At 69.4% G+C, this 25,497-nt stretch carries 21 protein-coding genes; 4 read left to right on the top strand and 17 right to left on the bottom strand.

Going from position 1 to position 25,497, the window contains the following annotated elements; genetic code table 11:
• Positions 1-109: 109 nt before the first annotated feature.
• Genes katG through pepN form a run of 4 tightly spaced genes read right to left on the bottom strand, consistent with a single transcriptional unit; the run spans position 110 to position 6,178 of the window.
• On the bottom strand, positions 110-2,290 hold the full coding sequence (gene katG, locus ISU10_RS05575) for a catalase/peroxidase HPI (RefSeq protein WP_194695426.1): 2,181 nt from the start codon (positions 2,288-2,290) through the stop codon (positions 110-112).
• 46 nt (positions 2,291-2,336) lie between these two features.
• A complete protein-coding gene (locus ISU10_RS05580) occupies positions 2,337-2,777 on the bottom strand; it encodes a Fur family transcriptional regulator (RefSeq protein ID WP_370864804.1) in 441 nt (146 codons plus the stop codon).
• A 39-nt stretch (positions 2,778-2,816) separates the two neighbouring features.
• On the bottom strand, positions 2,817-3,674 hold the full coding sequence (locus ISU10_RS05585) for a formate dehydrogenase accessory sulfurtransferase FdhD (protein ID WP_194695382.1): 858 nt from the start codon (positions 3,672-3,674) through the stop codon (positions 2,817-2,819).
• Positions 3,671-6,178: an aminopeptidase N gene (pepN, locus tag ISU10_RS05590; RefSeq protein WP_370864795.1), complete on the bottom strand. Its 2,508-nt coding sequence runs from the start codon at positions 6,176-6,178 to the stop codon at positions 3,671-3,673. The genes ISU10_RS05585 and pepN overlap by 4 nt, the downstream gene beginning before the upstream one ends.
• A 157-nt stretch (positions 6,179-6,335) precedes the next feature.
• On the opposite strand from pepN, the gene ISU10_RS05595 reads away from it, so the two are divergent.
• Entirely contained in the window at positions 6,336-8,078 is a 1,743-nt protein-coding gene (locus ISU10_RS05595) for a SpoIVB peptidase S55 domain-containing protein (protein ID WP_194695384.1), read from the top strand.
• 3 nt (positions 8,079-8,081) lie between these two features.
• On the opposite strand, the gene ISU10_RS05600 is transcribed toward ISU10_RS05595, so the two are convergent.
• A complete protein-coding gene (locus ISU10_RS05600; RefSeq protein WP_228499645.1) occupies positions 8,082-9,734 on the bottom strand; it encodes a gamma-glutamyltransferase in 1,653 nt (550 codons plus the stop codon).
• 176 nt (positions 9,735-9,910) lie between these two features.
• On the opposite strand from ISU10_RS05600, the gene ISU10_RS05605 reads away from it, so the two are divergent.
• Complete coding sequence (locus ISU10_RS05605; RefSeq protein WP_194695385.1) at positions 9,911-10,387, top strand: OsmC family protein; 477 nt, start codon at positions 9,911-9,913, stop codon at positions 10,385-10,387.
• Here the strand turns inward: ISU10_RS05605 and ISU10_RS23780 are convergent.
• The 7 genes from ISU10_RS23780 to ISU10_RS05640 form a co-directional block, all read right to left on the bottom strand.
• Positions 10,374-11,039, bottom strand: coding sequence for a peptidylprolyl isomerase (locus tag ISU10_RS23780; RefSeq protein WP_306442091.1), 666 nt, complete (start codon positions 11,037-11,039; stop codon positions 10,374-10,376). The genes ISU10_RS05605 and ISU10_RS23780 overlap by 14 nt on opposite strands.
• Positions 11,040-11,074: 35 nt before the next feature.
• Positions 11,075-12,130, bottom strand: coding sequence for an alanine racemase (locus ISU10_RS05615; RefSeq protein ID WP_194695387.1), 1,056 nt, complete (start codon positions 12,128-12,130; stop codon positions 11,075-11,077).
• Between the two features lie 318 nt (positions 12,131-12,448).
• The gene (locus tag ISU10_RS23785; protein ID WP_194695388.1) at positions 12,449-14,011 is read right to left on the bottom strand and encodes a DUF4232 domain-containing protein; all 1,563 of its coding nucleotides are present in this window, start codon (positions 14,009-14,011) and stop codon (positions 12,449-12,451) included.
• 535 nt (positions 14,012-14,546) lie between these two features.
• A complete protein-coding gene (locus ISU10_RS05625; protein ID WP_194695389.1) occupies positions 14,547-15,065 on the bottom strand; it encodes a SigE family RNA polymerase sigma factor in 519 nt (172 codons plus the stop codon).
• Positions 15,066-15,217: 152 nt separating this feature from the next.
• Positions 15,218-16,723 carry a site-specific integrase gene (locus ISU10_RS05630; protein ID WP_194695390.1) on the bottom strand — a complete coding sequence of 502 codons (1,506 nt, stop codon included), beginning with the start codon at positions 16,721-16,723 and terminating at the stop codon, positions 15,218-15,220.
• 15 nt (positions 16,724-16,738) lie between these two features.
• Entirely contained in the window at positions 16,739-17,071 is a 333-nt protein-coding gene (locus ISU10_RS05635) for a helix-turn-helix domain-containing protein (RefSeq protein WP_194695391.1), read from the bottom strand.
• A complete protein-coding gene (locus tag ISU10_RS05640) occupies positions 17,068-18,096 on the bottom strand; it encodes a tyrosine-type recombinase/integrase (protein WP_228499651.1) in 1,029 nt (342 codons plus the stop codon). Before ISU10_RS05640 ends, ISU10_RS05635 begins: the two co-directional genes overlap by 4 nt.
• 435 nt (positions 18,097-18,531) lie before the next feature.
• Here ISU10_RS05640 and ISU10_RS05645 point away from each other — a divergent pair, with 435 nt between their 5' ends.
• Both ISU10_RS05645 and ISU10_RS05650 read left to right on the top strand, forming a co-directional pair.
• Positions 18,532-19,071, top strand: a complete 540-nt coding sequence (locus tag ISU10_RS05645) for a SigE family RNA polymerase sigma factor (protein WP_194695393.1) — start codon at positions 18,532-18,534, stop codon at positions 19,069-19,071.
• Positions 19,068-20,348, top strand: coding sequence for a Kelch repeat-containing protein (locus ISU10_RS05650; protein WP_194695394.1), 1,281 nt, complete (start codon positions 19,068-19,070; stop codon positions 20,346-20,348). Before ISU10_RS05645 ends, ISU10_RS05650 begins: the two co-directional genes overlap by 4 nt.
• Before the next feature lie 13 nt (positions 20,349-20,361).
• Here ISU10_RS05650 and ISU10_RS05655 read toward each other — a convergent pair whose 3' ends face one another.
• The 5 genes from ISU10_RS05655 to ISU10_RS05675 form a co-directional block, all read right to left on the bottom strand.
• The gene (locus ISU10_RS05655) at positions 20,362-20,823 is read right to left on the bottom strand and encodes an SRPBCC family protein (RefSeq protein ID WP_194695395.1); all 462 of its coding nucleotides are present in this window, start codon (positions 20,821-20,823) and stop codon (positions 20,362-20,364) included.
• Between the two features lie 102 nt (positions 20,824-20,925).
• Entirely contained in the window at positions 20,926-21,279 is a 354-nt protein-coding gene (locus ISU10_RS05660; protein WP_194695396.1) for an ArsR/SmtB family transcription factor, read from the bottom strand.
• Positions 21,276-21,746, bottom strand: coding sequence for an SRPBCC family protein (locus ISU10_RS05665; protein WP_194695397.1), 471 nt, complete (start codon positions 21,744-21,746; stop codon positions 21,276-21,278). The genes ISU10_RS05660 and ISU10_RS05665 overlap by 4 nt, the downstream gene beginning before the upstream one ends.
• 78 nt (positions 21,747-21,824) lie before the next feature.
• Positions 21,825-23,024 (bottom strand): cytochrome P450, encoded by a 1,200-nt coding sequence (locus tag ISU10_RS05670; protein WP_194695398.1) that lies wholly within the window; start codon positions 23,022-23,024, stop codon positions 21,825-21,827.
• Positions 23,021-25,393, bottom strand: coding sequence for an ATP-binding cassette domain-containing protein (locus tag ISU10_RS05675; protein WP_194695399.1), 2,373 nt, complete (start codon positions 25,391-25,393; stop codon positions 23,021-23,023). The genes ISU10_RS05670 and ISU10_RS05675 overlap by 4 nt, the downstream gene beginning before the upstream one ends.
• Positions 25,394-25,497: the final 104 nt, after the last annotated feature.

Genomic DNA, 25,497 nt, shown 5'->3' on the forward strand with positions numbered 1-25,497 from the left:
GATGTCCTCGGCCAGCACCACGAAGTCCACGACCAGCTCCACCGGAGCAGCGGGGGCGGAGGGCGTCGTGCGACGTGGGGCGTACGACGCCCTCCTGCGGCCGTGATCGTCAGGCGACGTCGAAGCGGTCGTTGTCCATGACCTTGGTCCACGCACGCACGAAGTCTCGGACGAACTTCTCGCCCGCGTCGTTGCTGGCATAGACCTCGGCGAGGGCCCGCAGCTGGGAGTTGGAGCCGAAGACCAGGTCGACGGCGGTCGCGGTCCAGCGGACCTCGCCCGACGACAGGTCTCGGATCTCGTAGACGTGCTCGGAGTCGCGCGATGCCTTCCACTCCGTCCCGCTCGCGAGCAGGTTGACGAAGAAGTCGTTGGTGAGCGCGCCCACCCGGTCGGTGAGGACCCCGTGTGAGGAACCTCCCGCGTTGGCGCCCAGCGCGCGGAGGCCGCCCACCAGGACCGTCATCTCCGGTGCCCCCAGTCCGAGCAGGTAGGCCCGGTCGACCAGGTGCGTCTCCGGCGGCAGCTTCTCGCCGGGCTGCAGGTAGTTGCGGAACCCGTCGGCGCGCGGCTCGAGGTAGTCGAACGCCTCGACGTCGGTGTCCTCCTGCGAGGCATCGGTCCGGCCCGGGGTGAAGGGAACGGTCACCTCGTGCCCGCCATCGGCAGCAGCCTTCTCGATGCCCGCGGCACCGCCGAGGACGATCAGGTCTGCCAGGGACACGCGCTTGCCACCGGACTGCTGGTCGTTGAACTCCTGCTGCACGCGCTCGAGCACCGAGAGCACCTCGGCCAGCTGGTCGGGGTCGTTCGCCTCCCAGCTGCGCTGCGGCTCCAGGCGCAGGCGGGCGCCGTTGGCGCCGCCCCGCCGGTCGGTGTAACGGAAGCTCGACGCCGCCGACCAGGCGGTGCCGACCAACTGCTGGACCGACAGGCCCGAGGCGAGCAGTGCAGCCTTGAGGGCGGTGACGTCGGCCTCGTTCACGAGCTCGTGGTCGACGGCCGGGACGGGGTCCTGCCACAGCTGCGGCTCGGCGACCCACGGCCCGAGGAACCGGGAGACGGGGCCCATGTCGCGGTGCAGCAACTTGTACCAGGCCTTGGCGAAGGCGAGCCGGAACGCGTCGTTGTCCTCGTGGAACCGACGCGAGATCTGCTCGTAGGCCGGGTCCTCGCGCAGCGCGAGGTCAGTGGTGAGCATCGTCGGGCGTCGCTTCTTCGAGGAGTCGAAGGCGTCGGGGATCGTCTCGTCGGAGTCCTTGGCCACCCACTGGTGAGCGCCCGCCGGGCTTGTGGTCAGCTCCCACTCGTAGCCGAAGAGGTTGTCGAAGAAGCCGCTGCCCCAACGGGTCGGGGTGGGGCTCCAGGTGACCTCGAGGCCGCTGGTGATCGCGTCGGGGCCCTTGCCGCTGCCATAGGTGTTGTGCCAGCCGAGGCCTTGGCTCTCCAGTGGTGCGCCCTCGGGCTCGGGTCCGACGTGGTCGCCGGAGGAGGCGCCGTGGGTCTTGCCGAAGGAGTGGCCGCCGGCGATCAGCGCGACCGTCTCCTCGTCGTTCATCGCCATCCGCTTGAAGGTCTCGCGGATGTCGTGGGCCGCGGCAAGGGGGTCAGGGTTGCCGTTGGGACCCTCGGGGTTGACGTAGATCAGGCCCATCTGGACCGCACCGAGCTTGGGGGCCAGCTGACGGTCGCCGCTGTAGCGCTCGTCGCCCAGCCAGGTGTCCTCCTGGCCCCAGATGATCTCCTCGGGCTCCCAGACGTCGGCCCGCCCGAAGCCGAAGCCGAAGGTCTCGAAGCCCATCGACTCCAGGGCTACGTTGCCGGCATAGACCAGGAGGTCGGCCCAGGAGATCTTGGCGCCGTACTTCTGCTTCACCGGCCACAGGAGACGGCGCGCCTTGTCGAGGTTGGCGTTGTCGGGCCAGCTGTTGAGCGGCGCGAAGCGCTGGCTGCCATCGCCGGCCCCACCCCGACCGTCCTCGATGCGATAGGTGCCTGCAGCGTGCCAGCTGAGCCGGATCATCAGGCCGCCGTAGTGCCCGAAGTCGGCGGGCCACCAGTCCTGCGAGTTCGTCATCAGAGCCAGCAGGTCTTGGCGCAGCTCCTCGACGTCGAGCCCGGCGAACGCCTGGCGGTAGTCGAAGTCCTCGCCCATGGGGTTGCCCTTCGGCGAGTGCTGGTGGAGCACCTGCAGGTCGAGCTGGTTGGGCCACCAGTCCTTGTTGGTGCGTGGTCGCGCGCCTGGCTTGGGCTCAGGGGCGTCGATGACGGGGTTCTCACTCTCGGACACGGGTGTCCATCTCCTGTCTGTCGTGGACTTCGGGTTGCAAACGGGGTCAGACGGTCGAGAACGTGCAGTCGGGGCAGCGGCCCCAGTAGATGACCTCCGCCTCGTCGATGGTGAAGCCACCGGCGTCGGACGCGACCAGGCACGGCGTCTCGCCGACAGCGCAGTCGACATCGCCGATCGCGCCGCAGGAGCGGCACACGACGTGGTGGTGGTTGTCGCCCACCCGGGTCTCGTAGCGGGCCACCGAGCCGAGGGGCTGGATGCGACGTAGCAGCCCTGACTCGCTCATCACCCGCAGGCAGTCGTAGACCGCTTGGTGGGAGACGGCTGGAAGCTCACGTCGGACGGCGCTGATGAGGGCGTCGGTATCGGCGTGAGGGAGAGCTGCGACGGCGTCGAGGACGGCGAGCCTCGGTCGGGTGATCCGCAGACCGGCGTCTCGCAGCAGCCGGGCGTGACTGCCGGTCTGCTGGCTGGTCGTCACCACACGATCCAAGCGCCCTTTCCTGAATGAGTCAAGAAAGACTCACGAGTAGCGCACGGTGCGGTCGGCCGAGGTGAAGCCGAACAGCCCGAGCCCGGCCTCGCGTGCCAAGGAGACGGCCAGGCTGGTGGGGGCGCCTACCGCGACCAGGCAGCCGATGCCTGCGGCCACGGCCTTCTGTACCAGCTCGAAGCCGGCCCGCCCGCTGACGACCAGACAGGCCTCGGCGGGGGAGAGGCCCGCCATCACGCGTGCTCCGGTCACCTTGTCGACGGCGTTGTGGCGACCCACGTCCTCACGGACGAGGAGTCGCTCGCCCTCCGCGGTAAACAGGCCCGCGGCATGCACCCCGCCCGTCCGGCTGAAGACGGCCTGGCCCTCCCGCAGGCTCTCGGGCAGCCGGCGTACGACGGCGGGGGAGGGGAGCGGCCCGGTCCACCGAGGTACGACGAGACCGGATCTCGCCACGTCCAGCACCGCCGTCACCGAGTCCTTGCCGCAGACCCCGCACGCCGATGACCCGGCACTCATGCCGGTATGGCGATGGCCGATGTCGGCGGGCGCGTCCAGGGTCACCGTGACGACGTTGAACTCCTGCTCCGGGGTGAGGTCGACGTCGGTGCAGTAGGCGATCCCCTTGATGGCCGTCGGCGCGGCGATGGCCTCGTGGCAGCAGAACCCCGCGGCCAGCTCGAAGTCGTGCCCCGGTGTCCTCATCGTCACCCAGACCCGTTGCGCCGGGGAGCCCGGCGAGGTCAGGCGGATCTCCAGTGGCTCCTCGGTGGCCAGGCGGTCCTCACGATCGCGCTCGAGGTCGTCGGTGTGCTCGGTGACGCGGGTCCTGACGGTCGGTCCCGGTCGACGGGGCCGGGCCTCCGGCTCGACGAGGTGCTCGTTCACGGCTTGATCGCCCCGGACGACCCGAACGCCTCGACGACTGCCAGGCGGCGCTCCAGGTCCCAGGTGAAGTCCACGACCTCGCGGCGGAGTACCGGGTCGAGGTCTTCTCGGCCCAGCAACGACCTGGCCCGCTCCACGGTGCCGGCGTTGATCGACCACCGGGGGTAGAAGTCGCCCACCGACTGGGCCAGCAGGTAGCCGGTACGCACCTCGGCGGTCGCCGGCAGGTCCTCGAAGTAGCGCTCGACGTAGGGGTCGGTCAGGTGCTCCTGCCCGACCTGCCACACGCCGAGCCCGATGGCCTCCAGCTCGTAGTTGGGCACCTCGACCTCGCCAGTGAAACGGGCCCACGCCCACGACTTGGCCGCGGCATCCGGCAGCGCCGCGAGCGCCTTGGCGTGCTCGACCTGCGAGACGGCCGTGACCTCGTCGGCGAGCTGGGCTGCGAGCTCGTCGCGGTCGATCGCCCCCCGGACGGCGAGCTGGACCAGGATCCGCCAGCGCAGGTCGAGGTCCACGACGACGCCCTCGGGCAGTCGGTCGCCCGCCGCGAGCCAGTTCCGTAGCAAGGCGGGCTCCTGACAGGCCGACACCTGCCCCTGGAACGCGGCGAGCTGGAGCGTGGAGCCTGCCTGCGACGCTGCGACGCAGGCCGCGGCGGTCTCATGCACCCGCGCGCGTGCGGCGACGGGGTCCTGCGACACCGGCACCACGGCGCCCAGCGCCCAGGCAAGGGTCTGGCCGACGCCGTCGTCGGTGTCCTCGTGGGGGAGGGCCGCCGCGAGGAGGTCGAGAGCAAGAGCAGGGTCGAGACGTGCGTGCTGAAGGGCATTGCGCACCGACAGCCATACGCTGGCGCGTAGCAACGGGTCGGTGCTCGTGGACAGCACGTCGGGTAGCGCGGCCAGCGTGCTCGCGTCGGGAAGGGTGACGGCCCAGGTCTCGATCTCGGGGTCGAGCACGACTGCGCCGGTCGGCACGGTCACCGGCACGGTGTCGGAGTCGACGACGAGGCGTTGCACTCGCCAGGTGCCCGTCCGATCCGCCGGCGCGGCCGCCACGGCCAGGGCGTGGTGGCGGCCGGCCCGCTCTCCGGGTGGTGGAGTCAACCGGATGAGGCCGGAGGCGCGGTCGAGCTCGAGCGTGTCGGGCCCAGCCGAGAGCAGCCAGCCGTCGCGGAAGCCGGCCAGGTCCTCGGCACCGGCGCGCTCCCACGCCTCGAGCAGGTCGACCATCGTGGCGTTGGCGAAACGGTGTCGCTGGAAGTGGTCGCGCACCCCGCCGAAGAACACCTCGTCGCCCAGATGGCTGTTGAGCTGCTTGAGGATGCCGGCGCCCTTGGCGTAGGAGATCCCGTCGAAGTTCTGCAAGGCGGTCGCGGCGTCCTCGGCACCGTTCCCGGCGACCGGATGCGTGCTGGGCCGCTGGTCGGCAGACAGCCCCCACGACCTCCTGCTGTAGGCCTCGGACACCCACACGTCCTCGAACTCGGTCGCGTCCGCGGTGACCCGGGCGCCCATGTACTCGGCGAACGACTCGTTGAGCCACAGGTCGTCCCACCATCGGGGAGTGACGATGTCGCCGAACCACATGTGCGCCATCTCGTGGGCGATCGTGCTGGCGCGGAGGGTGTGAAAGGTCCTGACCACGCGACTTTGGAAGATCATCGGGTCACGGAAGGTCACGCAGCCGGCGCTCTCCATCGCTCCTGCGTTGAACTCCGGCACGAAGGCCTGGTGGTAGTCGCCGAACGGGTAGCGGATCTCGAACAGGCGGTGGAACTCGTCGAAGCACTGCGCGGTGACGGTGAAGATCTCCTCGGCGTCGTGGTCGAGGTGAGCGGCGATCGAGGCGCGCGCGCTGAGACCGAGCGGGATGCCGTCGTGCTCGGTGCGCACGACGTGGTAGGGACCGGCAACGAGCGCCACCAGGTAGGTCGGCAGCGGCAGGGTGGGCCCGATCTCCCACACGCCGGGCTCGAGCTCGGTGGCAGGAGAGTTCCCGATCACCACCCAGTCACGTGGCACCCGGGTGCGGAACCTCCACTCGGCCTTGAGGTCGGGCTGGTCGAAGCAGCCGAAGATGCTCGGGGCAGCGTCCAGGAAGGGCATCGCATAGACGTAGTGCCGGCCGTCGGCGGGGTCGACCGAGCGGTGCAGCCCTTCGCCGTCGTGCCGGTACGTCATCACCGCATCCACCACGACGCGGTTGCTGCCGGGCTCGGTGTCGATCGGCACCCTGCCGCCCTGGTGACGCGAGAGGTCGACGGGAAAGTCGTTGACCGTGACCGACAGGAGCGAGGCGGGCTGGATCTCGAGGAACGTCGGCCCTCCCAGCGACACCAGGTCGATCGTCGACACCGAGCCGAAGGTCTCGTCGCCGCGGTCGAGGTCGAGCGACACGTCGTACGACGTGACCTCGATGCGGTCCGCGCGGTCGCGGGCCTCGCTCTGCCGGAGGCTCAGGGGTTGGGCGGCTCCACCCGGGAGCCGTGCGCTGCTCACCATGTCAGCCTAGGAGCAGCCGACCAACGTGTCGCGGACAAGCGGCCGGCAAAGACCGGCTGTTCGGTGTCGCAGTGCCCACGGGACCTTCGTGAGAGGCAGACTGTGCGCCGCGGGGGCCACGGGGGCTGCCGAGTCTGCACGAGAGGAAGCAGCGATGAGATCTTCGCGTTCCCGGGGCCTGGGGGTCGCCGTCATGGCCAGCCTTGCCCTGGCCATCCCTACGGCACTGGTGGAAGGTGCGACCCTCAATGCCGCTCACTCCGCGACGAGCGCCGCTGCACCCACGGGTGACTGCGCTGAGGCCTACCCGGTCTCCGAGGTGACCGTCGACCAGGACGTCCACGGCCTCTCGACGACTCAGGGCGTCACTCCGTCGGGCTTCACCGGCAAGGTCCTCGGCGTCTTGAAGGACGGCGTGCTGCCGGGCATCGACCTGGTGATGGCGCGTCTGGACTCGCCGACGATCCAGCAGGTCGGCGGCATCTGGCAGGGCATGTCCGGCTCGCCGGTCTACGCACAGGACGGTCGCCTCATCGGCGCGGTGGCCTACGGCTTCTCCTTCGGGCCGTCGCCGGTCGCCGGCATCACGCCGTTCGAGCAGATGCAGACCTCGCTCAACACCAGCCTGCCCCAGCAGCTCAAGGTCGGCGACCGCACTGCGCGGTTGCTCGCCCGGACGACGGATGTCTCCCAGACCCAGGCGTCGCAGGGTTTCTCGCAGCTGCCGACGCCGTTGTCGGTGGCGGGCGTACCTGCCAGGTTCCTGCACCGCACGCCCCGGCGGGCCTGGCAGCCGGAGAGCGCCTCGGTCGCGGGGGCTGCTCCCGCTGCGACCACCCCGACTGCGGCCGACATCGTGGCCGGCGGCAACCTGGGCGTCACCATGTCGACTGGCGACATCACCCAAGGCGCGATCGGCACGGTCACCTCGGTGTGTGACGGGCTGGTCAGAGGCTTCGGCCACCCGTTCAACCTGCTCGGCAAGACGACCTACGGGATGTCGGGCGCAGAGACCCTGTACATCCAGGAGGACCCTGCCGGAACGCCGTTCACGATGGCGAACTTCGGACCGACGGTCGGCACCATCGACCAGGACCGCAACGTCGGTGTCTCCGGGCCGCTCGGCGTCCTGCCTCACGGCACCGAGGTGACCTCGGTGCTCACCCACGGGCCGGACCAGCGCACCAGCGAAAGCGTCGTCACGATCCAGGAGGCCCTGGCGCAGACCACCAACTACGCCTTGGTCGTCAACCACCTGCGGGTGCTGGACTCCTTCCCCCCGGGCGCTGAGGAGCAGGGCTGGACCATCACCGGTACGGCGGGCGGCGAGCCCTTCGTACTGCAGGCGGGCAACCGCTACGCCGACAGCCTCGACATCACCGGGATCGCGCAGTGGGACCTTCCCGACCTGGTCTGGGCTCTCAGCCTGATCCCCGATGTCACCGTCGACTCCGTCACGGGCACCTCGACGGTCACCGACGACCCCTCCGGCTTCCGGCTGGCGAAGGTCCAGCAGCGCCGGGGTGGCCTGTGGGTGACCGTGAACCGGCTCAACCCGGCCATCGTCAAGGCCGGGAGGCTGCTGGTGCTCCGCCTCGTGCTGACCAACCCGTCGGGCAACCAGACGGTGCCGGTGACCTACCGTGTCCCGCGGGCAGCCGCTGGTCTGCGCGGTCAGGTCTCCTTCTTCCCGGGGCTCCCGTTCCCGTTCGAGACCGGTGAGATGCCGGGCACGTTCGACGAGGTCCAGAAGATGGTGAGCACCTTCGTGCGCAACGACCAGTTCGACAGCCGACTGTCCTTGTTCGGCGGAGCGATCCAGAAGCAGAAGAAGACCACGCCCGCCACCCGCGTGGTGTCCGGCAACCGCCGGTTCCCGGTGATCGTCGTCCGCTGAGGCTCAGTCGGAGACGCCCGTCGCGGCTTCGCGGCGGGCGTCTCCGGCCGCCTGCAGCTCACCGGACGGTGACACCGCCGCGGCGCCCACGCCGCCGAAGTACATATGGGGCTCGGGGTACTCGTGTCCGGGTAGCCCGGCTCGTTGCACGGCGGCCATGATCTCGTCGTCTGCCTCGTGCTCCACCACGAACCCGGCCTCGCCGTGCTCCTCGACCACGCGCACATGGACCCTCGGCGCCGCGATGGCTGCCTGGAGATCGCGGTCGTGCAGACAGCCCTGTCCCAGCACGAGCATCAAGGCGGTGGTGATCCGGTCGGCGCCAGGGGACCCGATGGCCAGGACCCGTCCGGGCTCGGCCCGAGCGGTGGTCGGCGCCATGTTGGAGGCGAGCCGGGTCCCCGGGGCCAGTGCATGGACGCCCAGGCGATTGAGCTCCACCTCGCCGAGGGCGTTGTTGAGCAGGATCCCGGTGCCAGGGATGACCAGCCCCGCGCTGTAGCCGCTGCTCATCGTGATCGTGCAGGCGTTGCCGTCGGAGTCCACCGCCGAGACGTTGGCCGTCGAGGAGGATCCGCGGAGGGCACTCAGGCCGTGCTCCCCGACACGTGCGAGCAGGTCGACGCCGTCTGCCTCGAGGTCCTCGGACAGGTCGTGGATCGACGTGCGGTAGGACAGCACGGCGCGCTGGATCTCGATGACGTCGTCCCAGCTCCAGTCTCCGCGACGCGCGAGCTCCTCGAGCATCACCGCCAGCATCGGCCCCCCGACGGCCGGCGGCGGGTTGACCGCGACCGTCCATGCGCCGACCGTGCTCAGGTGCGCGGGCCTCACGACGGGCTGGTAGGCGGCCAGGTCCTCGAGCGTCACCAGCCCGTCGTGCTCGGCCATCGTGGACACGAGGGCGCGTGCGACATCGCCGGTCGTGAACAGTGCCGGTCCCTCGGTGGCCAGCCGGTCCAGGGTGTCGGCGAGTGCGGTGTTGCTCCGCTCCTCACCTCCGCTCAGCACGGCGCCACCCTCACCAGTGACCAGGGCGTGGGCCTCGGCGTCCTCGGCGAACAGCGTGTCGGCCACGAACGCCAGGTACCGGGAAGCGGCGCTGCCCATCGGATAGCGACGTGCAGCCGTCGCGGCCGGCGACACGAGCCTGGCCCAGGGCAGCGCGGCGTACCGCTCGGCCGCAACCGCGAAAGCGGGGATGATCCCCGGCGTGGCGACCGAGCCGTGCCCCGCATGCATGGTGACCCCGCCGCCGTAGTCGGTGCGGACCTCGCGCACTCCGCGTCCGAAGCGGGATGCTTCGACACCGCGCCCGGGCATCTCCACGTTGCCGTCGACCACCACCGGGTCCTCGTCGGCCAACCAGACCGAGACGTAGGCGCCCCCACCGAAGCTCACCATGCCGGGCTCGGTGGCCAGCGCGGTGAAGGCGGTCGCCAAGGCGGCGTCGACGGCGTTGCCTCCGTCGGCTGCCACCGCCAGCCCTGCATCGAGGGCCTGCTGACCCGTGGCGGCGACGGCGATCCGGCGTTGCGGCACGGTGTCCATCTTGGCCCCATCTCGGCGCACGGCCATCAACCGGGGGGCCGCCGTTCGCAGCGGAGGGGGTGTGGCCGCGAACGGCGGCGTCCGCAGGGCCTGAGGCCAGGCCATGGGTCTTTCACCGTGTCGGGGGGCGACAGCACCCCTGGTCCGGGCGACGAGCGCGCATCGGGGGATCCCCGCCAGATTGGCTGTCCGGGCCCAATTTACCTGCCGGAAGCGTTACGTCCATACCCCAACCCGATGCTTGGTCACCGGACCTGGGGTCTTCTGGCACGCTGACGCACATGACGCAGGCAGCGAACAGCCCGACCAGCGACGAGACCCTGCGCTGGGTCGAGCTCACGCGGATGGGCAAGGAGCGCTACAAGGCGACCAACGGTCGCGGGGGAGTGCTGCCGATCGGGCCGATCGAGGACCCCGACTTCACACCGGTCGAGCTCCTGCTCGCGGCACTGGCCGGATGCGCGGCCGCCGACATCGACCTGATCACCGGCAAGCGCGTGGATCCGACCACGTTCGAGATGCGAGCCACGGGTCACAAGGTGCGCGACGAGGCGGGGTCGCACCTGGTCGAGCTGACCATCCAGCTCGACGTGCGCTTCCCCGAGGGTGCCGACGGCGACCGGGCCCGCGAGATGCTGCCGCGAGCCATCCAGCAGACCCGTGACCGTATTTGCACGGTCGGCCGCACGGTGGCTCTGGGCGAGCCGGTCGGCTACGTCGAGGAGGACCTGTCAGCGCGGGAGATCAGCCGACGCTGACCTTCTGCATCGTCACCGTCTCCTTGGGGGCACCGTCACCGGTGGGGCTGTCGACGCCCTTGTCCGCGACTCCCTGCACGGTGGCCACCGCAGCGTCGTCGACGTGTCCGAACACGGTGTAGGCAGGCGGCAGCTCGCTGTCGGCGTACACGATGAAGAACTGGCTGCCGTTGGTGTCGGGGCCGGCGTTGGCCATCGCCAGCGTGCCGGCGGGGTAGGTCTCGGAGCCGTCGAGCTCGTCGGCGAAGGAGTAGCCAGGTCCGCCCGCGCCGGTGCCGGTCGGGTCACCGCACTGGAGCACGAAGATGCCGGCCGTTGTCATGCGGTGGCAGGTCACGTCGTCGAAGTACCCCTGCTCGGCAAGGGAGACGAACGAGTTGACCGTGCACGGCGTCTTCTCGCGGTCGAGCGTGGCCTCGAGGTCTCCGACCGTGGTGGAGATGGTGACGGTCACCTCTCCGGTGTCGGGTGCCTTCGACGACGGCGCGTCCACCTCCTTGGCGGCACTCCCGTCGGTCGGGTAGTCGCAGGAGGTCGTCGACCCGGTGGATCCTGCGTCGACGGCGGTCGAGGAGTCGTCGCCGCTGCACGCGGAGAGCATCGCGGCGCACACGGTCAGAGCCACGGGCAACAAGGTGAGGGGCTTGCGCATGGCGTGCATGGTACGGGCGGCCGCTGGGTGGGCCGTCAGCTGTTGCGCCCCCGCGCCACGACCGGCCATCGCTCGAGCCCGGTGCCGCTGTCGGCCCACAGCTCGTCGGCGAGGTTGACCGCGGCGCACACGTGGTTGGGCACCAGCCGCAGTCGGCTGCCCAGCGGGGGAGGAGGGCCGTCGTACCCCTCGATCACGGCGTGGTGCTCGGACATCAGGACCACCTTGGCGTCCGGGTGGTCGAGTAGCCGCGCTGCACCGGAGTTGTACGGCGCCCGGTCGGCCGCCAGCGCCTTGCCACCGGCGTCCACGACGATCCGGCCGCCCGCGTGGGAGACCACGGTGGCCTGGCAGGTCAGTGCGATGTCGTCAGCAGTGGCGGAGCCGAGCTCCCACTGCTGCGCGTCGTTGAGCGCGTAGACGCCGGGGCGCAGCTCGGTCGGCACCCCCATCGCCAACGCGGCCTGGAGAGTGGGCGTCGACCCACCGCTGAGCACGCGCGGTTCGATGCCGACGCCCCTCAGGGATCCTGCGGCGACGTGCAGCGCGTCGGCCTCGTCGCGCGCCGCGACATCTCGACCGTCAGGGGAGTAGCCGTGGCCCGGGAAGGTGAAGACGCCGAGCACGTCCAGGCCCGCGTCGGATGCGGCGGAGGCGACCTCTCCGGCCTGGCGAGGCCGGACTCCTGTGCGGTGGTGGCCGCTGTCCAGCTCGACGAGCACGGCCTGACCCGGCAGCCATCGTGCGAGGTTGGCGGCTGACTCGGCGCTGTCGACGCCGACGGTGACGACGGCCCGGTCCGAGAGTGCCGCCAGGCGTCGGGCCCGTCGGGGATCGAGCCACAGGGGATAGGCGACGAAGAGGTCCGTCACTCCCTGGTCGACGTACGCCTCGGCCTCACCGACCGTGGCCACGGTCAGCCCGACCGCACCGGCAGCCAGCTGCAGGCGGGCGATCTCGGCCGTCTTGTGGGTCTTGGCGTGGGGACGCAGCCGCACATCCGCCTGTGCAGCGGCCGCCGCCACCCGGTCGATGTTGCGCTGAAGCCGCGGGACGTCGACGACGAGGTACGGCGTCTCGGGCTCGCGCACGAGCGTCAACCTAGCCGCACTGTGGGCGACCGAGGGGAGGGTCGGCAGCCACCGGTGAAGGGGTTGAGAGGAGTCAGTCCTGCGTTAGTGGACAGCCTGCGTATCAAGAGCGTGCGAATTCCGGTGTCGGAAGACGCGTGGTCAGCGGGTGCAATCGAGCCGTCGCAGTTCCATTGAGATCGAGGTGACGACGTCGTCGATCTGAATGCGGTAGACGGCATTCTCGGATGCGTCGACGACAACGAGGTTGCCATCTTGGCGGTTGTAGGCCGTTCGTAGATCGCTCAGGGTGGAGCACGCGGCTCGTGCTGTTGGCTCCTAGCGGATCACCTCGACGAATCCCTCAGCGCCCTGGTCGGGCGAGGTGTCGACCAGTTGCCAAGTCAAGCGCGCCTCCGCCATGGCCGGCGCGGTGTCGGGCACCCGCAACTGCATCACGTAGGCCCGCGTGGCCCCGGCCGGCAGCATCGGGTCGCTGTCGCAGTTGAGCCGGTAGACCTCAGAGACGGGCTTTGCGAAGTCGTTGCCGTTCATGTCCTGAAAGGCCAACTGTTGCGAGAAGCCGCCACAGGGAGCGAGATCGACGTCCTCTTGGCCACGGTTGTGCAGCGTCACGACATAGGTCAGGAGTCCGCCGGCGACCACCTGGTCCGGCAGGGCTACCTCGGCGCTCAGCGAGTCCCAGCGAACCGGCTGCTCGATCGGTGAGTTGTCGCGGGTGAAGCGGGAGACCGACATCCCGCAGGTTGTGGAGTCGTCCCGGTTCAGCCCGAGCTCGCTGCCGTCGCGCAGGACGACGGTGAGGGCGGTCCACTTCTCGGTCGGTATGGGTGCACTGCCCTGCGCCTCCTCGCAGTTGCGTTGGTCGCTACTGATCGTCAGCTGCGCGGTCTCGCCCGGGTCGAGCGTTGCCGGGCTTTCGGCGTAGTCGCCGAGCCTTTCGTCGTGCTCTGTGGGAATGGTGACCCGGGCACCTGAGTCGTCGAGCCCGATGAGTGTGGGGTACCCGGCGAGGGTGCATCGTCCGTCAGTCTTCTTGACCACGTCGACGAACAGGAACGTCTGCCCGCTGGCGCCATCGCCCTGAACCTGGCGTACGCGCAGGTCGGATGCGGTGCAGGGCGTCGTCGTCGGTCGAGGTTCCGGGGGTGGCGCTTGCCAGACCTCGAAGTCACGACGATCGCTCCACGGCACCGCGCCTTCGGGGACGTCGACGGTCGCGGTGGTGCTGGCCGTCGGCGTGGGCTGGATGAGTTGGGCGGGCGCGAAGCCGTCCACGTACTGCCAGGTCCAGCCGCCGTCAGGGCTGATCACCAAGCCGTTGCGGGCGGCGATCAGGGCGACCCCTTCCATGGCCTCGACGGCGACGGGCTCGTCGATGGGCGGTGTCGGCGCTGGCTTGTACGTCGACGGCAGGCCCATCACGGCAATGTCGGTGACGTCCTGACCAGGTGTGTTGCTGCCCGGCGGTACGCCGATTGCCTGACGGTCGTCGATGCCGACGACCTGAGTGCCGAATCCGAACGCCTCCGTGTCCAGCCGGGTCCATGTCTTTGCGCCGTCGGTGCTGACGTGGACGCTGGTGGTCTTGGCCTCGTCGCAGGCAATCCAGAGCGCCGCGGGTGTGCCGGTGAGCTGGCCACGTCCGGCTGGGTCGCAGGGTTGGGTAAGCGGCGCGGCAGGCTCGGCGAGCGCGTAGAGCTCGAGCGCACCTTCCTCCCCGAACTCGCCGGTCTGGAACCGGCCCAGGACAAAGACTCCGGCACTGGTTTCGGCGGGGGTGACCCAGCCTTCGTGTTGGATCTGCGGCAGCCCGGGCATGTCCGCGGACGCGGCGCCAGGCGCCGCGAGGATCACCCGCCGTCCGCCGTCGCCGTCCACCCAGGTGAGCAGTCCCGCGGCGGTGGCCCGGCCGTCACCGATGGGGCTGGTGTTGTGGGGCAGGGTGACCGGGGTCCACGTAGTGCCGCCGTCGCTGGTCGCCCAGAGCTCGTGTGGCCCCCATGCCCAGCCGCTCTGCCGGTCCTGGAAGGCGATCCCATAGACCCAGCCAGGCGGGGGAGTGACGGCCTTGAACGACTCACCCCCGTCTGTCGTCACTGACAGGCGCAGACAGTCCTGCTGCTCGCAGCCGGGCGCAGTGCCCCCGAGCACGAACCAGTCCGTCGCGCTGGCCATGCTGATGTCGATCGGGTGAAGGCCGATCGCCGGCCCCGGGGCGGGCTCAGCGGGTGGCGGCTCGCGGTCGGGCAGCGCTTTGAGGACGCCGGTGGCTACCACCACCGCCACCGCGACCGATGCGACAGCCAGTCCGACCGCGCGGCGCCGCTGCCTCGCGGCACGGCGGCGTACGTCGGCCAGCGCAATGTCCGCCGAACTGGCGGGAAGGTCATCGTGACGCATCGTCTGTGCGATCTCATGGGTGAACCGGTCCATCGGACACCTCCTGTCCGAAGCTGTTGTCGGCCAAGGCGAGCCGCAGCTTGGCGACTGCCTTGGCCGTTTGGCTCTTCACCGTGCCCTCGGAACACCCCATGAGGTCCGCGACCTTGGATACCGGAAGTTCCTCGTAGAATCGCAGGGCGACGACCGTGCGCTGGCGCGGCGGCAGGGCCCGGATCGCGGCCCAAACCGAGACCCGCCACTCGTGGTCCGCTGTGGGTGGCGGGTCCGGGGCAAGCGAGAGATGAACGTGCTCCCGCGTCCGCCGACGCCACAGGCTGATGTTGCGGTTGACCATCGCCCGGCGCACGTAGCCTTCTGGATCGCCATGGGACTCCACGCGATGCCATGCCCGAAGCGTGCCGGCCAGCGCGTCGTGGAGGAGGTCGGCGCCGTCCTCGGGGCTACCGGTCAGCGCCCGGGCAAAGCGCAGCAAGTCGGCGTACCGGGCGCGAACGAACCCGTCGAACGCGTCCTGCCCGTCCGCATCCACCCGAGGCCTCCTGACGGCTGCTCATCTGCATCCTGACACCTCCAAGGACGCCCAGGTCGGCACATCGGTTGCCCGCGGTGACGGGTCGGACAAGGAGCACGCGAGGACCAAGGCGCGGCCGACCGTCTCCTCGAATGAGCGCGCGAGGCTCTTCAGGGGGACCTGATGGACCGGCCCGCGTATCGGGCCCACGGCTCGGCGGCCTTATCGGCGTGGAGGAACGCCACCTGCGCGCTGTAGCCGAGAGCCTCGGCCACGAGCGATGGTGGGCACTCGAGCACGAGCTCCCCGATCGCGCGGTTGCGGGCGCCGAGGAGGTTGACGCCGAGGTCGCGGAGACGATCCATCACGGTGTTGGGGTGGATGTACCGCCCGGCGAGAGTGCTGGGGAACAGCCAGGGACTGTCAGGCCCCGCGCCGGTGCGTAGGTTCGGCCGAGCGGCGAGGTGTGCGCGCAGGACTGAAGCGAACGGCTCGGGAACGTCAGTGGGGTGCTGGCCGAGGGTGATGCTCATGCCGGTGTCGGTGTCGTCGATGACGCTGGTCGGCAGTGTGACGACCTTGACCAGCGGCTGCGCGTAGAGCAGCAGGAGCATTCCGGCAACGCGGTAGGGGAGTGACTCGCTGCTGCCGGTGAGGAGCTCCTGGATCCAGGCGAGTCGCTGGTCCTGGCTGAGCGACGGGCTGGACTTGGCCGATCGATGCTGGATGTTGACGCTGGTGTTCATGCGTGACTTCTTCGCAACGACGAAGAATGTCCTGATCGCGCTGCGTGTAGTCGGCCCAGTGGCGAGCCACTCGTCGACATCCTGCTGGGTGCATGTCGCGGCGGTTCGTTGGTAAGTCTCGAGGAGCCAGAGGAGGAACTTCAGGGTTTCTGTGATCTCCTGTTTGGCGGAGTGGACCGGCCCGCGGGTCGTGGCCCCCGCGGCTGCCTTGGCGCGGATGCGCCGCAGGTGGTGCCAGGTGGCGAAGTGCTGCACCGGCTGGCGCACTTCGGCGGGGAGGCCGTCGAGCTTGGCGTCGATCCACCGCTCGAAGCGGGGGAGATAGGGGTCGCGCTGTGGGAGCAGGCCGTGATGCTGCAGCAGCGCACGCAGATGCTCGGCTTGCTTACCGGGCACAGAGTCGAGACCTTCGTGCGATACCCGGATCGTGCCGTCGCCGAGTCCGCGAAGCAGTTCCTGGACCTTGGATGAGCGCTTCCAGACGATGATCGACTCGGGGCGGTCCGAGGCACACAACAAGTCGACCAGGCCGACCAGCTCAGGGGCGTTCGGTTCACCGCCGAGCAGGCCGTGGAGGTCGTCGCGGAGGGCGCAGCGGGCGCACAGTCGGCCGCGGTGGTGCCCGGCTTCGACGCCGCAGCATTCGCAGTGGAAGTCGTACGGGATCGCAGCGCAGGTCGAGCAGACCGGGTGGCCGTCGGCGTTGGGCGGGCCCGGCAGCAGACGGTCTTGGAGGCACTCGGGGCAGGTGCCGCGAGTATGGATGGCGTCGAAGTAGCAGATGTTGCAGAGTCGGCCTTCTGGCCACGTGGCTGCGAGTCGGGGGATGTTCCGGCCGCAGCGCGCACAGGGGTCGTCGCGGTTGCTTCTCGTGCGCGGTCGTCCGCGCAAGGTCGAGCGAGGGGAGAGGCCGATCGGCTTCGGATCCATCGGGACTCCCGAGCGCTATTCGTCGAGGATGTTCGCGCGGCGCGGCCGGACGGTTCGGTCGAGCGAGACGACGTTCGGTGGGGCAGCGGTGCCGGTCTTGCGGGCACGGACGTCGGCTGCGGTGGTGGTGAGCAGGTCTGCGGGCGTGCACTCGAAGATGTCGCACAGGGCCGCGATCACCTGGAGCGACATCCGCTCCGGACGTTGGTTGACGAGGCGGTAGACCTGCGGTCGGGACAGGGTGATGTCGCGTTCGGCCAGCAGGGGAATGAGGTCTGTCGTGTTGTGCAGTCCTCGCGCCGCCATCAGCTCGGCCAGTCGCCACGTGTAGTCGACCTTGCGCTTCATGATGTGCCGTCCTCAATCCTGCGTTGCATGGCTTCCGTCACCGTACGGTCCAGCGCGTCCCTGAGCGTGGAGCGGCGGAAGTCGTCGGAGACGAACTGGTAGATCCCTGTGGTCGCCGCGTGCTCGTGGCCCATTTGGTACTGAACGAATCGCGGGTCCCAGCCATCCTCGAGAAGGTGCGTGGCGTACGAGCGCCGGAACGAATGAAAGTCGAGACCGTCGGGGAAGCCGAGTTCCTTGCAGTAACGGGTGAGGCGGCGGTTCATCGTCGACTCGCCCACCAGGTAGCCACGCTCGGTCGTGAACAAGTCGAGGGAGTCAGGTGCTCCGCGGCCGTTCGCGAGCCAGTCCTCAAATATCCCGGGCGTCCAGTGCCACACAGTCAGAACGCTGCGGGGCTTGGGCGGGGAGGCGCGCTTCGCCTTGCCGAACCGGACCTTGCAGACACCGAATGCGCCGAACTCGCGGGCGTGAGGGTTGCGCGCGAGGTCGACTGTCTGGAGACGCCGAACTTCGTTGAAGCGAAGGCCGTAGCCGTAGGCGATCTTCATCATGACTGCGTCGCGGTAGGCGGCGTGCCAGCCCTTGCGGCCGGATGCGCCGATGCGTTCAACCTCGTCATCGGCGTGATCAAACAGCGCCACGAGTTCCTCGCGCGTGTAGGGGCGCTTGCTGGGGCGGCCGTCGTACTCCTGGACGTGGGGAGCGGTGTTCCAGTCGAAGAAGACCTGGGCCGGGTGCGTGCCAAAGTACTTCTCACAGATCCGGTCCCAGCCGTAGTCGGGGTTGCTGATGTAGCTGGTGAACGCTCGGAGGGCTGAGTGGTAGCCGCGGAGCGTCGAGTGGGAGACGTGCTTGACCGTGCGCAGGTCGGCCGAGAACTCCTCAACTATCGCCGGCGTCCAGTTCCACGGGTCCTCGTTGACGTGATCGATGAATCGGTGCACACAGCGCAGACGCTGCTCGATGGTGGCGAACTGGAGGTTGCGCGACAGCTGCTGGTTGCGCCAGCCGTCGAGCATCATCTGGAGCACCTGCTCGTCGGGCCGGAGGACCGGCATCGACTGCACCAGGTGGACTCGTCCTGAGCCGTCAATCTGCATCGAAACCCCCGAGATCCCGGTTACGTCCAGTGATTCAATGATGCATCTGATGAGACCTCAACGGTGTTTGTGCAGGTCAGCGGCGTGTCGCCGATGCCGTCGTGTCCGCCAATCTCGCAGTCGCCAGCCTGCCGCCAGCGCGCTAGACGCGGTGACGGTGCGGCGTTTCTGCAGGTCAAAGCCGCAGTGGGCTTCTTCGCGGGGTATTGGATCGAGCCATGTCTTGGTTGATTCATCTGATGCAATACGCAGACTAGGACTTGACATAATGTCAGTTATCGGCGTTATGTCTGACCCTCCCGGGACCGAACCGAAAGGGGCCCTGTCGACGTCACAGTGGCGGCACCGACAGCTTGCATGGGCAGCAGCATCCTCCTGCACGACCCGACCGGAAGGCGGACTGTGAGCGAGCGCGACGAGTTCACGGCGTTCTACGTCGCGAGCTGGGCACGCCTGTTCCGCACGACCTACGCCGTCGCCGGCGACCGGCAGCGAACCGAGGATGCGCTGCAGACGGCGTTTGCCCAGGCATGGTCTCGCTGGTCGAAGGTCTCCTCGGCTGACGATCCGGCCGCCTACGTGCGTCGGATGGCGATCAACGCGGCCATCAACGGCCATCGGCGTGCTTGGTCGCGTCGCGAGACGAGCGTTCCCGAGGTTCCGGACGTGCCGCTGCCTGACAGCTCACGACTCGACCACCATGCGACCTGGCAGGCGGTCAGCCTGCTTGCGCCGCGGCAGCGGGCGGTCGTGGTGCTGCGCTACTACGAGGGACTCAGCGAGCGCGAGATCGCGGAGGTGCTGGGCTGTCGACCAGGCACGGTGAAGTCCCAGTCGTCGGCGGCGCTGGCCACGTTGCGAGCGCGGCTGGATGAGACAGAGGAGAGCCGGCGATGACCGTCGAGGACCGCATCAGCAGCGCGCTGCGAGAGGGGCTGGACCGCATCCAGGTCTCCCCTGGCGACCCGCTCGCGGCACTCGGTTCCGGCGACTCCCTGCGTCACCGGCGTCGCTCAGCGCGCGTCGTGGCCGCCATCGCCGTGGTGTCGGTCGTTGCCGCGATCAGCGCTGTCATCGGGACCAGGGACAGTGCGGTTGAGCCGGCGCCCGCTCCGACTGTCGGCAGCTGGTCCGAGCTGCCCGCGCCGGCCCTGTCACCGCGCGCCGGAAGTCTGGCGGTGTGGACCGGGCAGGTGGCCATCTTCCTGGGTGGCCAGACCGAGGCGTTCTGCCCGCCCAGCGCAGACTGTGCCAGCCCCCCGACCTACGCGCGAGACGGCGCCGCCTACGACCCGTCGACGGGTCAGTGGCATGCCATCGCGGACGCGCCGGTCCCCGTGGCCTCCTACACGCCGCGGGTCGTCGTCGACGGACTGCTGGTGATCGTGGACGACGACGGTGGCTGGCACGCCTACGATCCACACGCTGATGCCTGGCGCAGCCTGCCGGATCCGCCGAGTCGCACCGAGGCTTCCTACGCCGCCAGCATCAGCGCGACCGGGAGCTCGGTCTACGCGCTCGGCCGAGGCGATGTGGTCCTCGTGCTCGACGTCACCGAGGAGACCTGGAGCACCTTGCCCGCGAGCTCCGCCCGGCCACACCTGGACCAGGTGACGCTCCAGGCAACCCCGGAGGGCATCGTGCTGCTGGGGGTCGACGCCACCGCCGGGAACGACGGCACCGCGCCGTCGTACCTCCTGGCCGACGTCTTCCGCGACGGCGCCTGGCACCGCGCAGAGCGCAGCGACATGATGGGCGGCTACGGCTGGCACTGGACGGGCGAGCGCCTGGTCTCCCCGACACCGACCTGCGTCGACGGCGGCGAGGTGAACCCGTTCCCCGGCTGCATCCCCGAGGGCGGCACCTTCGACCCCGCCACAGGCGTATGGGGTGGGCTCCCACCGGCCCCCGATATCGGCGGAGGGACGAGTTGGCAGCTGACCGCCCAGGGCGGTCCGCGGATGCTCAGCTACGGACTGACCTACGACGACGCAGCGCGGGCCTGGTACTCCGTGGGTGCACCGCGTGGCGCCGAAAGTCTGATGGACGCTGCGGCCGTCGTCACCGACGACGCGGTGATCGCCTTCGGCGGGGTCGAGTTCGGTGAGGGTGAGGAATTCGTGCTCGGCGCCCGCGCGACCAGCCGGGCCTGGACGTGGCACGGCACTTCCTGACGGCCCGGTGTCGTCAATGCCAGTTGCTGACCTGTACGTCGCGGGGTGCCGGCTGGCCGCTCCCCGTCTCGGTGAGGGACTTCAGGCTCATCAAGAAGGTCGCCCACTTGGTGCTGCAGTGGTACATGAACGGCACGACCTCCCGCCAGCCGGAGTGGCGGAACATCACGATCGTGAAGCCGTCCTCCTGCGAGAGCTCGAAGGAGACCTCCGTGCCGAGCCACTCGTCCGGTCCTGCTACGACCTCCCAGCGCACGAGCTCGCAGGGCGCCACCTCGAGCACCTGCATGTCGAAGCCACCCGGCTCGGGTGCCCCGGCGAACCGGAACCGGATGACTCCCCCTGCCTCGCCGGCGTCACCGTCCTGCTTGGTGTCCTCGGTCCACCAGCCCGCGAGGCCCTCGACCGTCGTCAGTGCGCGATAGACGTCCTCGGGCGAGGCCACGGCCCCGATCCTGTGCACGATGTCCAACATGGTTCTTCTCCTTCTACCTTGAGTTCTACCTTGATGTGCGCACCCTGGTCCGGGCGCGCTCGACCGCGTCGCCACGGACGTGGCGACGTTGCTGCGGAGGGCTCAGTCGTCCCGGCTGGGCGCGCTGCGCTCGATGGCCTCTGCGATCCGCTTGATGCGGGCCAGTCGGCCGTCCCAGGCGGCGCTCACCGAGGCGAGCTGGGCCACGGCCCGGGCGAGCTGCGCCTCGTCGACGTCGTAACGGCGCTCACGCCCGGCCATCGAGCCGTGCACGAGACCGACGCGGTCCAGGACGCCGAGGTGCTTGGCCACCGCCTGGCGGGTGACCGGCAGCTGGTCGCTGAGCGTGGTGGCAGTGCCGCCTCCCTCGACCAGCAGCAGGTCGAGCATCCGACGCCGGGTCGGGTCTCCGATCGCTGACCACAGGTCGTCGTCGACGGCGCTGCCGGCGCTCATCGCGCGGCCGCCACTCGCCCGGCGTAGGCCTCGAGACGCGGCAGGAAGTAGTCCCAGCCGCTGGTGTGGTCACGGTAGGCCTCCTCGGGGACCGCCGCCTCCCAACCCCGCTCGCGGAAGCCCTGCTCGCTGAATCTGAGCAGGGTGCCGGAGCCCACCGCCACCAGGTCGAACGTGACCAGCAGCGAGTTGTCCGGCGCGGCAACCAGACCGTCGTCGTAGGTCCAGCGGAACGCGAACCGACGCGGTGGGTCGGCCTCGACGACCGTGAGTGCCTCGAGCTTCGTACCTTCTGGCCTGACGAAGCTGATCCGGCCTGTGCCGCCTGTGGACGGCTCGAGCTCGGCCTCGTCGGGCCACCACTGGCTGAGGTGCTCGGGCTCGCTGACGACGCGGTAGACGATGTCGGGAGATGCCTCGATGTGGATCTCACGCTCGATGGTGCCGAACTCCGTGCCCAGACCCATGGTCCGCTCCCCTGCCGTCATCTCGCGCAACTAATGGTTGCAGATGACGATAGGGCAAGGATGGTCTATGCGCAACCTTTAGTTGCGAAACCGAAGCGGGAAGGTGACGGCGCCCGTGTTGCCGGAGACCGGCAGCCACTCGCCCGGGCCGTCGGCCTCGATGTCGGGCAGCCGTCGCGCGAGCAAGGGCAGCGCCACGCTCATGTCGGTGCGAGCCACGAAGTGGCCCAGACAGTGGTGCACTCCCCCGCCGAACCCGCTGTGCAACGGCCGGTCGGTGACAGTGATGTCGAACGCAGGTTGTTGCCCCATCACGCGTGGGTCGGTGCCGGCGGAGTGGGAGAGCACCTGAACGATGCCGCCCGCAGGGATGTGCAGGCCGTCGAGGTCGACGTCGTCGATGGCCTCCCTGGTGACCCAGGTGACGGTCGGGTTGACCCGCATCACCTCCTCGACGGCCGCGGGGCCGAGCTCCGGCCGCTGGCCCAGCAGTGACCACTGGTCGGGGTGGCGCAGGAAGGTCTGCAGCGCGAGGCCGAGCTGGTTGCGGGTCGTCTCCATGCCGGCGAAGGCCAGGAACACCAGCCCCACGCTCAGCTCGCGCTCGGTGAGCGCGTCGTCGAGGTCGTGAGCCGTGACCAGCGTGCTGACCAGGTCGTCACCGGGACGGGTGCCTCCACCCGCACGGCGGTCGGCGATGGCGCGGTCGACGTAGGTGGTCAGTCCTTCGAGGGCGGCCTCGATGCGCGGGAGGTCCTCGCGCACGCGGATGCCGAAGGACTTGCCGAGGTCATCAGCCCAGTGGGCCACCTGTGCCCAGTGGTCCTCGGGCAGACCGTGCAGCTGGCACAGCACGCGGGCGGCATAGGGCTCGGCGAACTCACCGATGAACTCCACTCGTCCACGCGCCGCGAACGCATCGACCAGCTCGTTGGCCAGGACCTGGAACTGCGGCCGCATCGCCTCGATGGCCCTGCTGCGGAAGGCCGGCCCGAGCAGCCGCCGTAACCTCAGGTGGTCGTCTCCCTCCAGGCTGAGAAGCGTCTCGGACCACCACTGGACGAACGGGCCCTCGTGGACGCCGTTCTGCGCCGGCCACTTGGCGTTGCCCTGCTGGAAGCGCCGGTCCTTGAGCACGGCGTTGCCCTGCTCGTAGCGCAGGATCGCCCAGCCGTAGGGCGTCTCGGCGTACCAGTCGCGCTCGCGTGCCTCGATCACCTGGGCCGACGTGACGTCGAAGGACGGGTCAGCAAGGTCGAGGAAGGAGGTCCCGCTCACGCGCCCACGTAATCGGCGAGGTGCTGCCCCGTCAAGGTGGTCCGCTGCTTGACCAGGTCGGCCGGCGGTCCCTCGAAGACCACGCGACCGCCCTCGTGCCCGGCACCCGGTCCGAGGTCGATGATCCAGTCGGCGTGGGCCATCACGGCCTGGTGGTGCTCGATCACGATGACCGACTTCCCTGAGTCGACCAACCGGTCGAGCAGTCCGAGGAGGTTCGCGACGTCGGCGAGGTGGAGGCCTGTGGTCGGCTCGTCGAGGACATAGACCTCCCCCTTGTCCGACATCTGGGTGGCGAGCTTGAGCCGCTGGCGCTCGCCACCGGACAGCGTGGTCAGCGGCTGACCGAGGCTGAGGTAGCCCAGGCCGACATCGACGAGTCGCTCCAGGATCTTGCGGGCTGCGGGCGTTGCGGCGTCACCTTCGGCGAAGAAGCCGGCCGCCTCCTCGACCGACATGGCCAGGACCTCGGCGATGTTGCGACCGCCGAAGGTGTAGTCGAGGACCGAGGCCTGGAAGCGACGGCCCTCGCACTCCTCGCAGGGGGACTCGACGGTGGCCATCACGCCCAGCTCGGTGAAGATCACGCCGACGCCGTTGCAGGTCGAGCAGGCGCCCTCGGAGTTGGAGCTGAACAGGGCCGGTTTCACGCCGTTGGCCTTGGCGAAGGCCTTGCGGATCGGCTCCAGCAGGCCGGTGTAGGTCGCGGGGTTGCTGCGGCGCGAGCCACGAATCGCGCCCTGGTCGATCACCACGACGCCGTCGCGGCCCTCGACCGAGCCGCTGACCAAGGAGCTCTTGCCCGAGCCGGCGACGCCGGTCAGCACCGTCAGCACTCCTAGCGGGATGTCGACGTCGACGCTGCGCAGGTTGTTGGTGGAGGCACCGCGCACCTCGAGGGCCCCGGAGGCCTCGCGCACCGAGGACTTGAGCTGGGCGCGGTCGTCGAGGTGGCGCCCGGTGATGGTGTCGCTCTTGCGCAGACCCTCGACATCGCCCTCGTAGCAGACGGTGCCGCCGCCCGACCCGGCCCCGGGGCCGAGGTCGACGACATGGTCGGCGATGGCGATCGTCTCGGGCTTGTGCTCGACCACCAGCACCGTGTTGCCCTTGTCGCGCAGCTGCAGGAGCAGGCCGTTCATCCGTTCGATGTCGTGGGGGTGCAGCCCGATCGTGGGCTCGTCGAAGACGTAGGTGACGTCGGTCAGGGACGAGCCGAGGTGACGGATCATCTTGGTGCGCTGGGCCTCGCCGCCTGACAGCGTGCCCGCGGGACGGCTCAAGGAGAGGTAGCCGAGGCCGATCTCGACGAACGACTCCAGGAGATGCCTCAGGCCGGCGAGCAGCGGGGCGACCGACGGCTCCTCGAGCCGGCGCACCCACTCGGCGAGGTCGCTGATCTGCATGTCGCACAGGTCGGCGATGCTCCTACCGTCGATCTTGCACGACCGCGCCTCGGGCGTGAGGCGCGTGCCGTCGCACTCAGGGCAGGTCTGGAAGGTGATGACCCGCTCGACGAACGCCCGGACGTGGGGCTGCATCGCCTCGACGTCCTTGGACAGCATCGACTTCTGGATCTTGGGGATCACGCCCTCGTAGGTGAGGTTGATGCCCTCGACCTTGATCTTGGTGGGCTCGGCGTAGAGGAGCTTGTCGAGCTCCTTGCGGGTGAACTTGCCCAGCGGCTTGTCCATCGGGAGGCCTGCGCCCGAGAAGATCCGGCCGTACCACCCGTCCATGCTGTATCCGGGCACCATGAGGGCGCCTTCGCTCAGCGATTTCGTCTCGTCGTAGAGCGCCGTCAGATCGAAGTCGGAGACCGAGCCCATGCCCTCGCAACGCGGGCACATGCCGCCGAGGTAGACGACCTCGCGCACGACGTTCTTCTCGACCCGGCCCCCGGCCTTCTCGGTCGACATGACGCCGCTCGCCTTGCGGGTGGGCACGTTGAACGAGAACGCGGTGGGCGGCCCGACGTAGGGCTTCCCCAGCCTGCTGAACAGGATCCGCAGCATCGCGTTGGCATCGGTGGCGGTGCCGACCGTCGAGCGAGGGTTGGCCCCCATGCGCTCCTGGTCGACGATGATCGCGGTGGTGAGGCCCTCGAGCCGGTCGACCTCGGGCCGCGCCAGGCTCGGCATGAAGCCTTGCACGAACGCGCTGTAGGTCTCGTTGATCATCCGTTGCGACTCGGCCGCGATGGTGGCGAAGACCAGCGAGCTCTTGCCCGATCCGGAGACGCCCGTGAAGGCGGTCAGGCGGCGCTTGGGCAGCTCGACGCTGACGTCCTTGAGGTTGTTCTCGCGCGCACCCTGCACGCGGATCAGGCCGTGACTGTCGGCGACGTGCTGCTCGGTGCTCTTGCTCAATCGTCTCTCCCTCGACTGGTGCGCCCACTCAGCTGACGACCGCGACCGGCGGAACGTGACAGGCAGCCGCGCCCAACCTAACGTCGGTCACCGACGGCGTGGTT

The sequence above is a fragment of the Nocardioides agariphilus genome, from assembly GCF_015352445.1.
In the GTDB taxonomy this organism is placed as follows: domain Bacteria; phylum Actinomycetota; class Actinomycetes; order Propionibacteriales; family Nocardioidaceae; genus Nocardioides; species Nocardioides agariphilus.

Coding starts and splice junctions, on each gene's coding strand:
- ISU10_RS05640 (WP_228499651.1), bottom strand. CDS start 18,096: ATGATGCTCGACGGCTGGCGCAACCAGCAGCTGTCGCGCAACCTCCAG.
- ISU10_RS05595 (WP_194695384.1), top strand. CDS start 6,336: ATGAGATCTTCGCGTTCCCGGGGCCTGGGGGTCGCCGTCATGGCCAGC.
- ISU10_RS05630 (WP_194695390.1), bottom strand. CDS start 16,723: ATGGATCCGAAGCCGATCGGCCTCTCCCCTCGCTCGACCTTGCGCGGA.
- ISU10_RS05600 (WP_228499645.1), bottom strand. CDS start 9,734: ATGGCCTGGCCTCAGGCCCTGCGGACGCCGCCGTTCGCGGCCACACCC.
- ISU10_RS05645 (WP_194695393.1), top strand. CDS start 18,532: ATGGGCAGCAGCATCCTCCTGCACGACCCGACCGGAAGGCGGACTGTG.
- ISU10_RS23780 (WP_306442091.1), bottom strand. CDS start 11,039: ATGCGCAAGCCCCTCACCTTGTTGCCCGTGGCTCTGACCGTGTGCGCC.
- ISU10_RS05660 (WP_194695396.1), bottom strand. CDS start 21,279: ATGAGCGCCGGCAGCGCCGTCGACGACGACCTGTGGTCAGCGATCGGA.
- ISU10_RS05650 (WP_194695394.1), top strand. CDS start 19,068: ATGACCGTCGAGGACCGCATCAGCAGCGCGCTGCGAGAGGGGCTGGAC.
- ISU10_RS05635 (WP_194695391.1), bottom strand. CDS start 17,071: ATGAAGCGCAAGGTCGACTACACGTGGCGACTGGCCGAGCTGATGGCG.
- ISU10_RS05605 (WP_194695385.1), top strand. CDS start 9,911: ATGACGCAGGCAGCGAACAGCCCGACCAGCGACGAGACCCTGCGCTGG.
- ISU10_RS05655 (WP_194695395.1), bottom strand. CDS start 20,823: ATGTTGGACATCGTGCACAGGATCGGGGCCGTGGCCTCGCCCGAGGAC.
- ISU10_RS05665 (WP_194695397.1), bottom strand. CDS start 21,746: ATGGGTCTGGGCACGGAGTTCGGCACCATCGAGCGTGAGATCCACATC.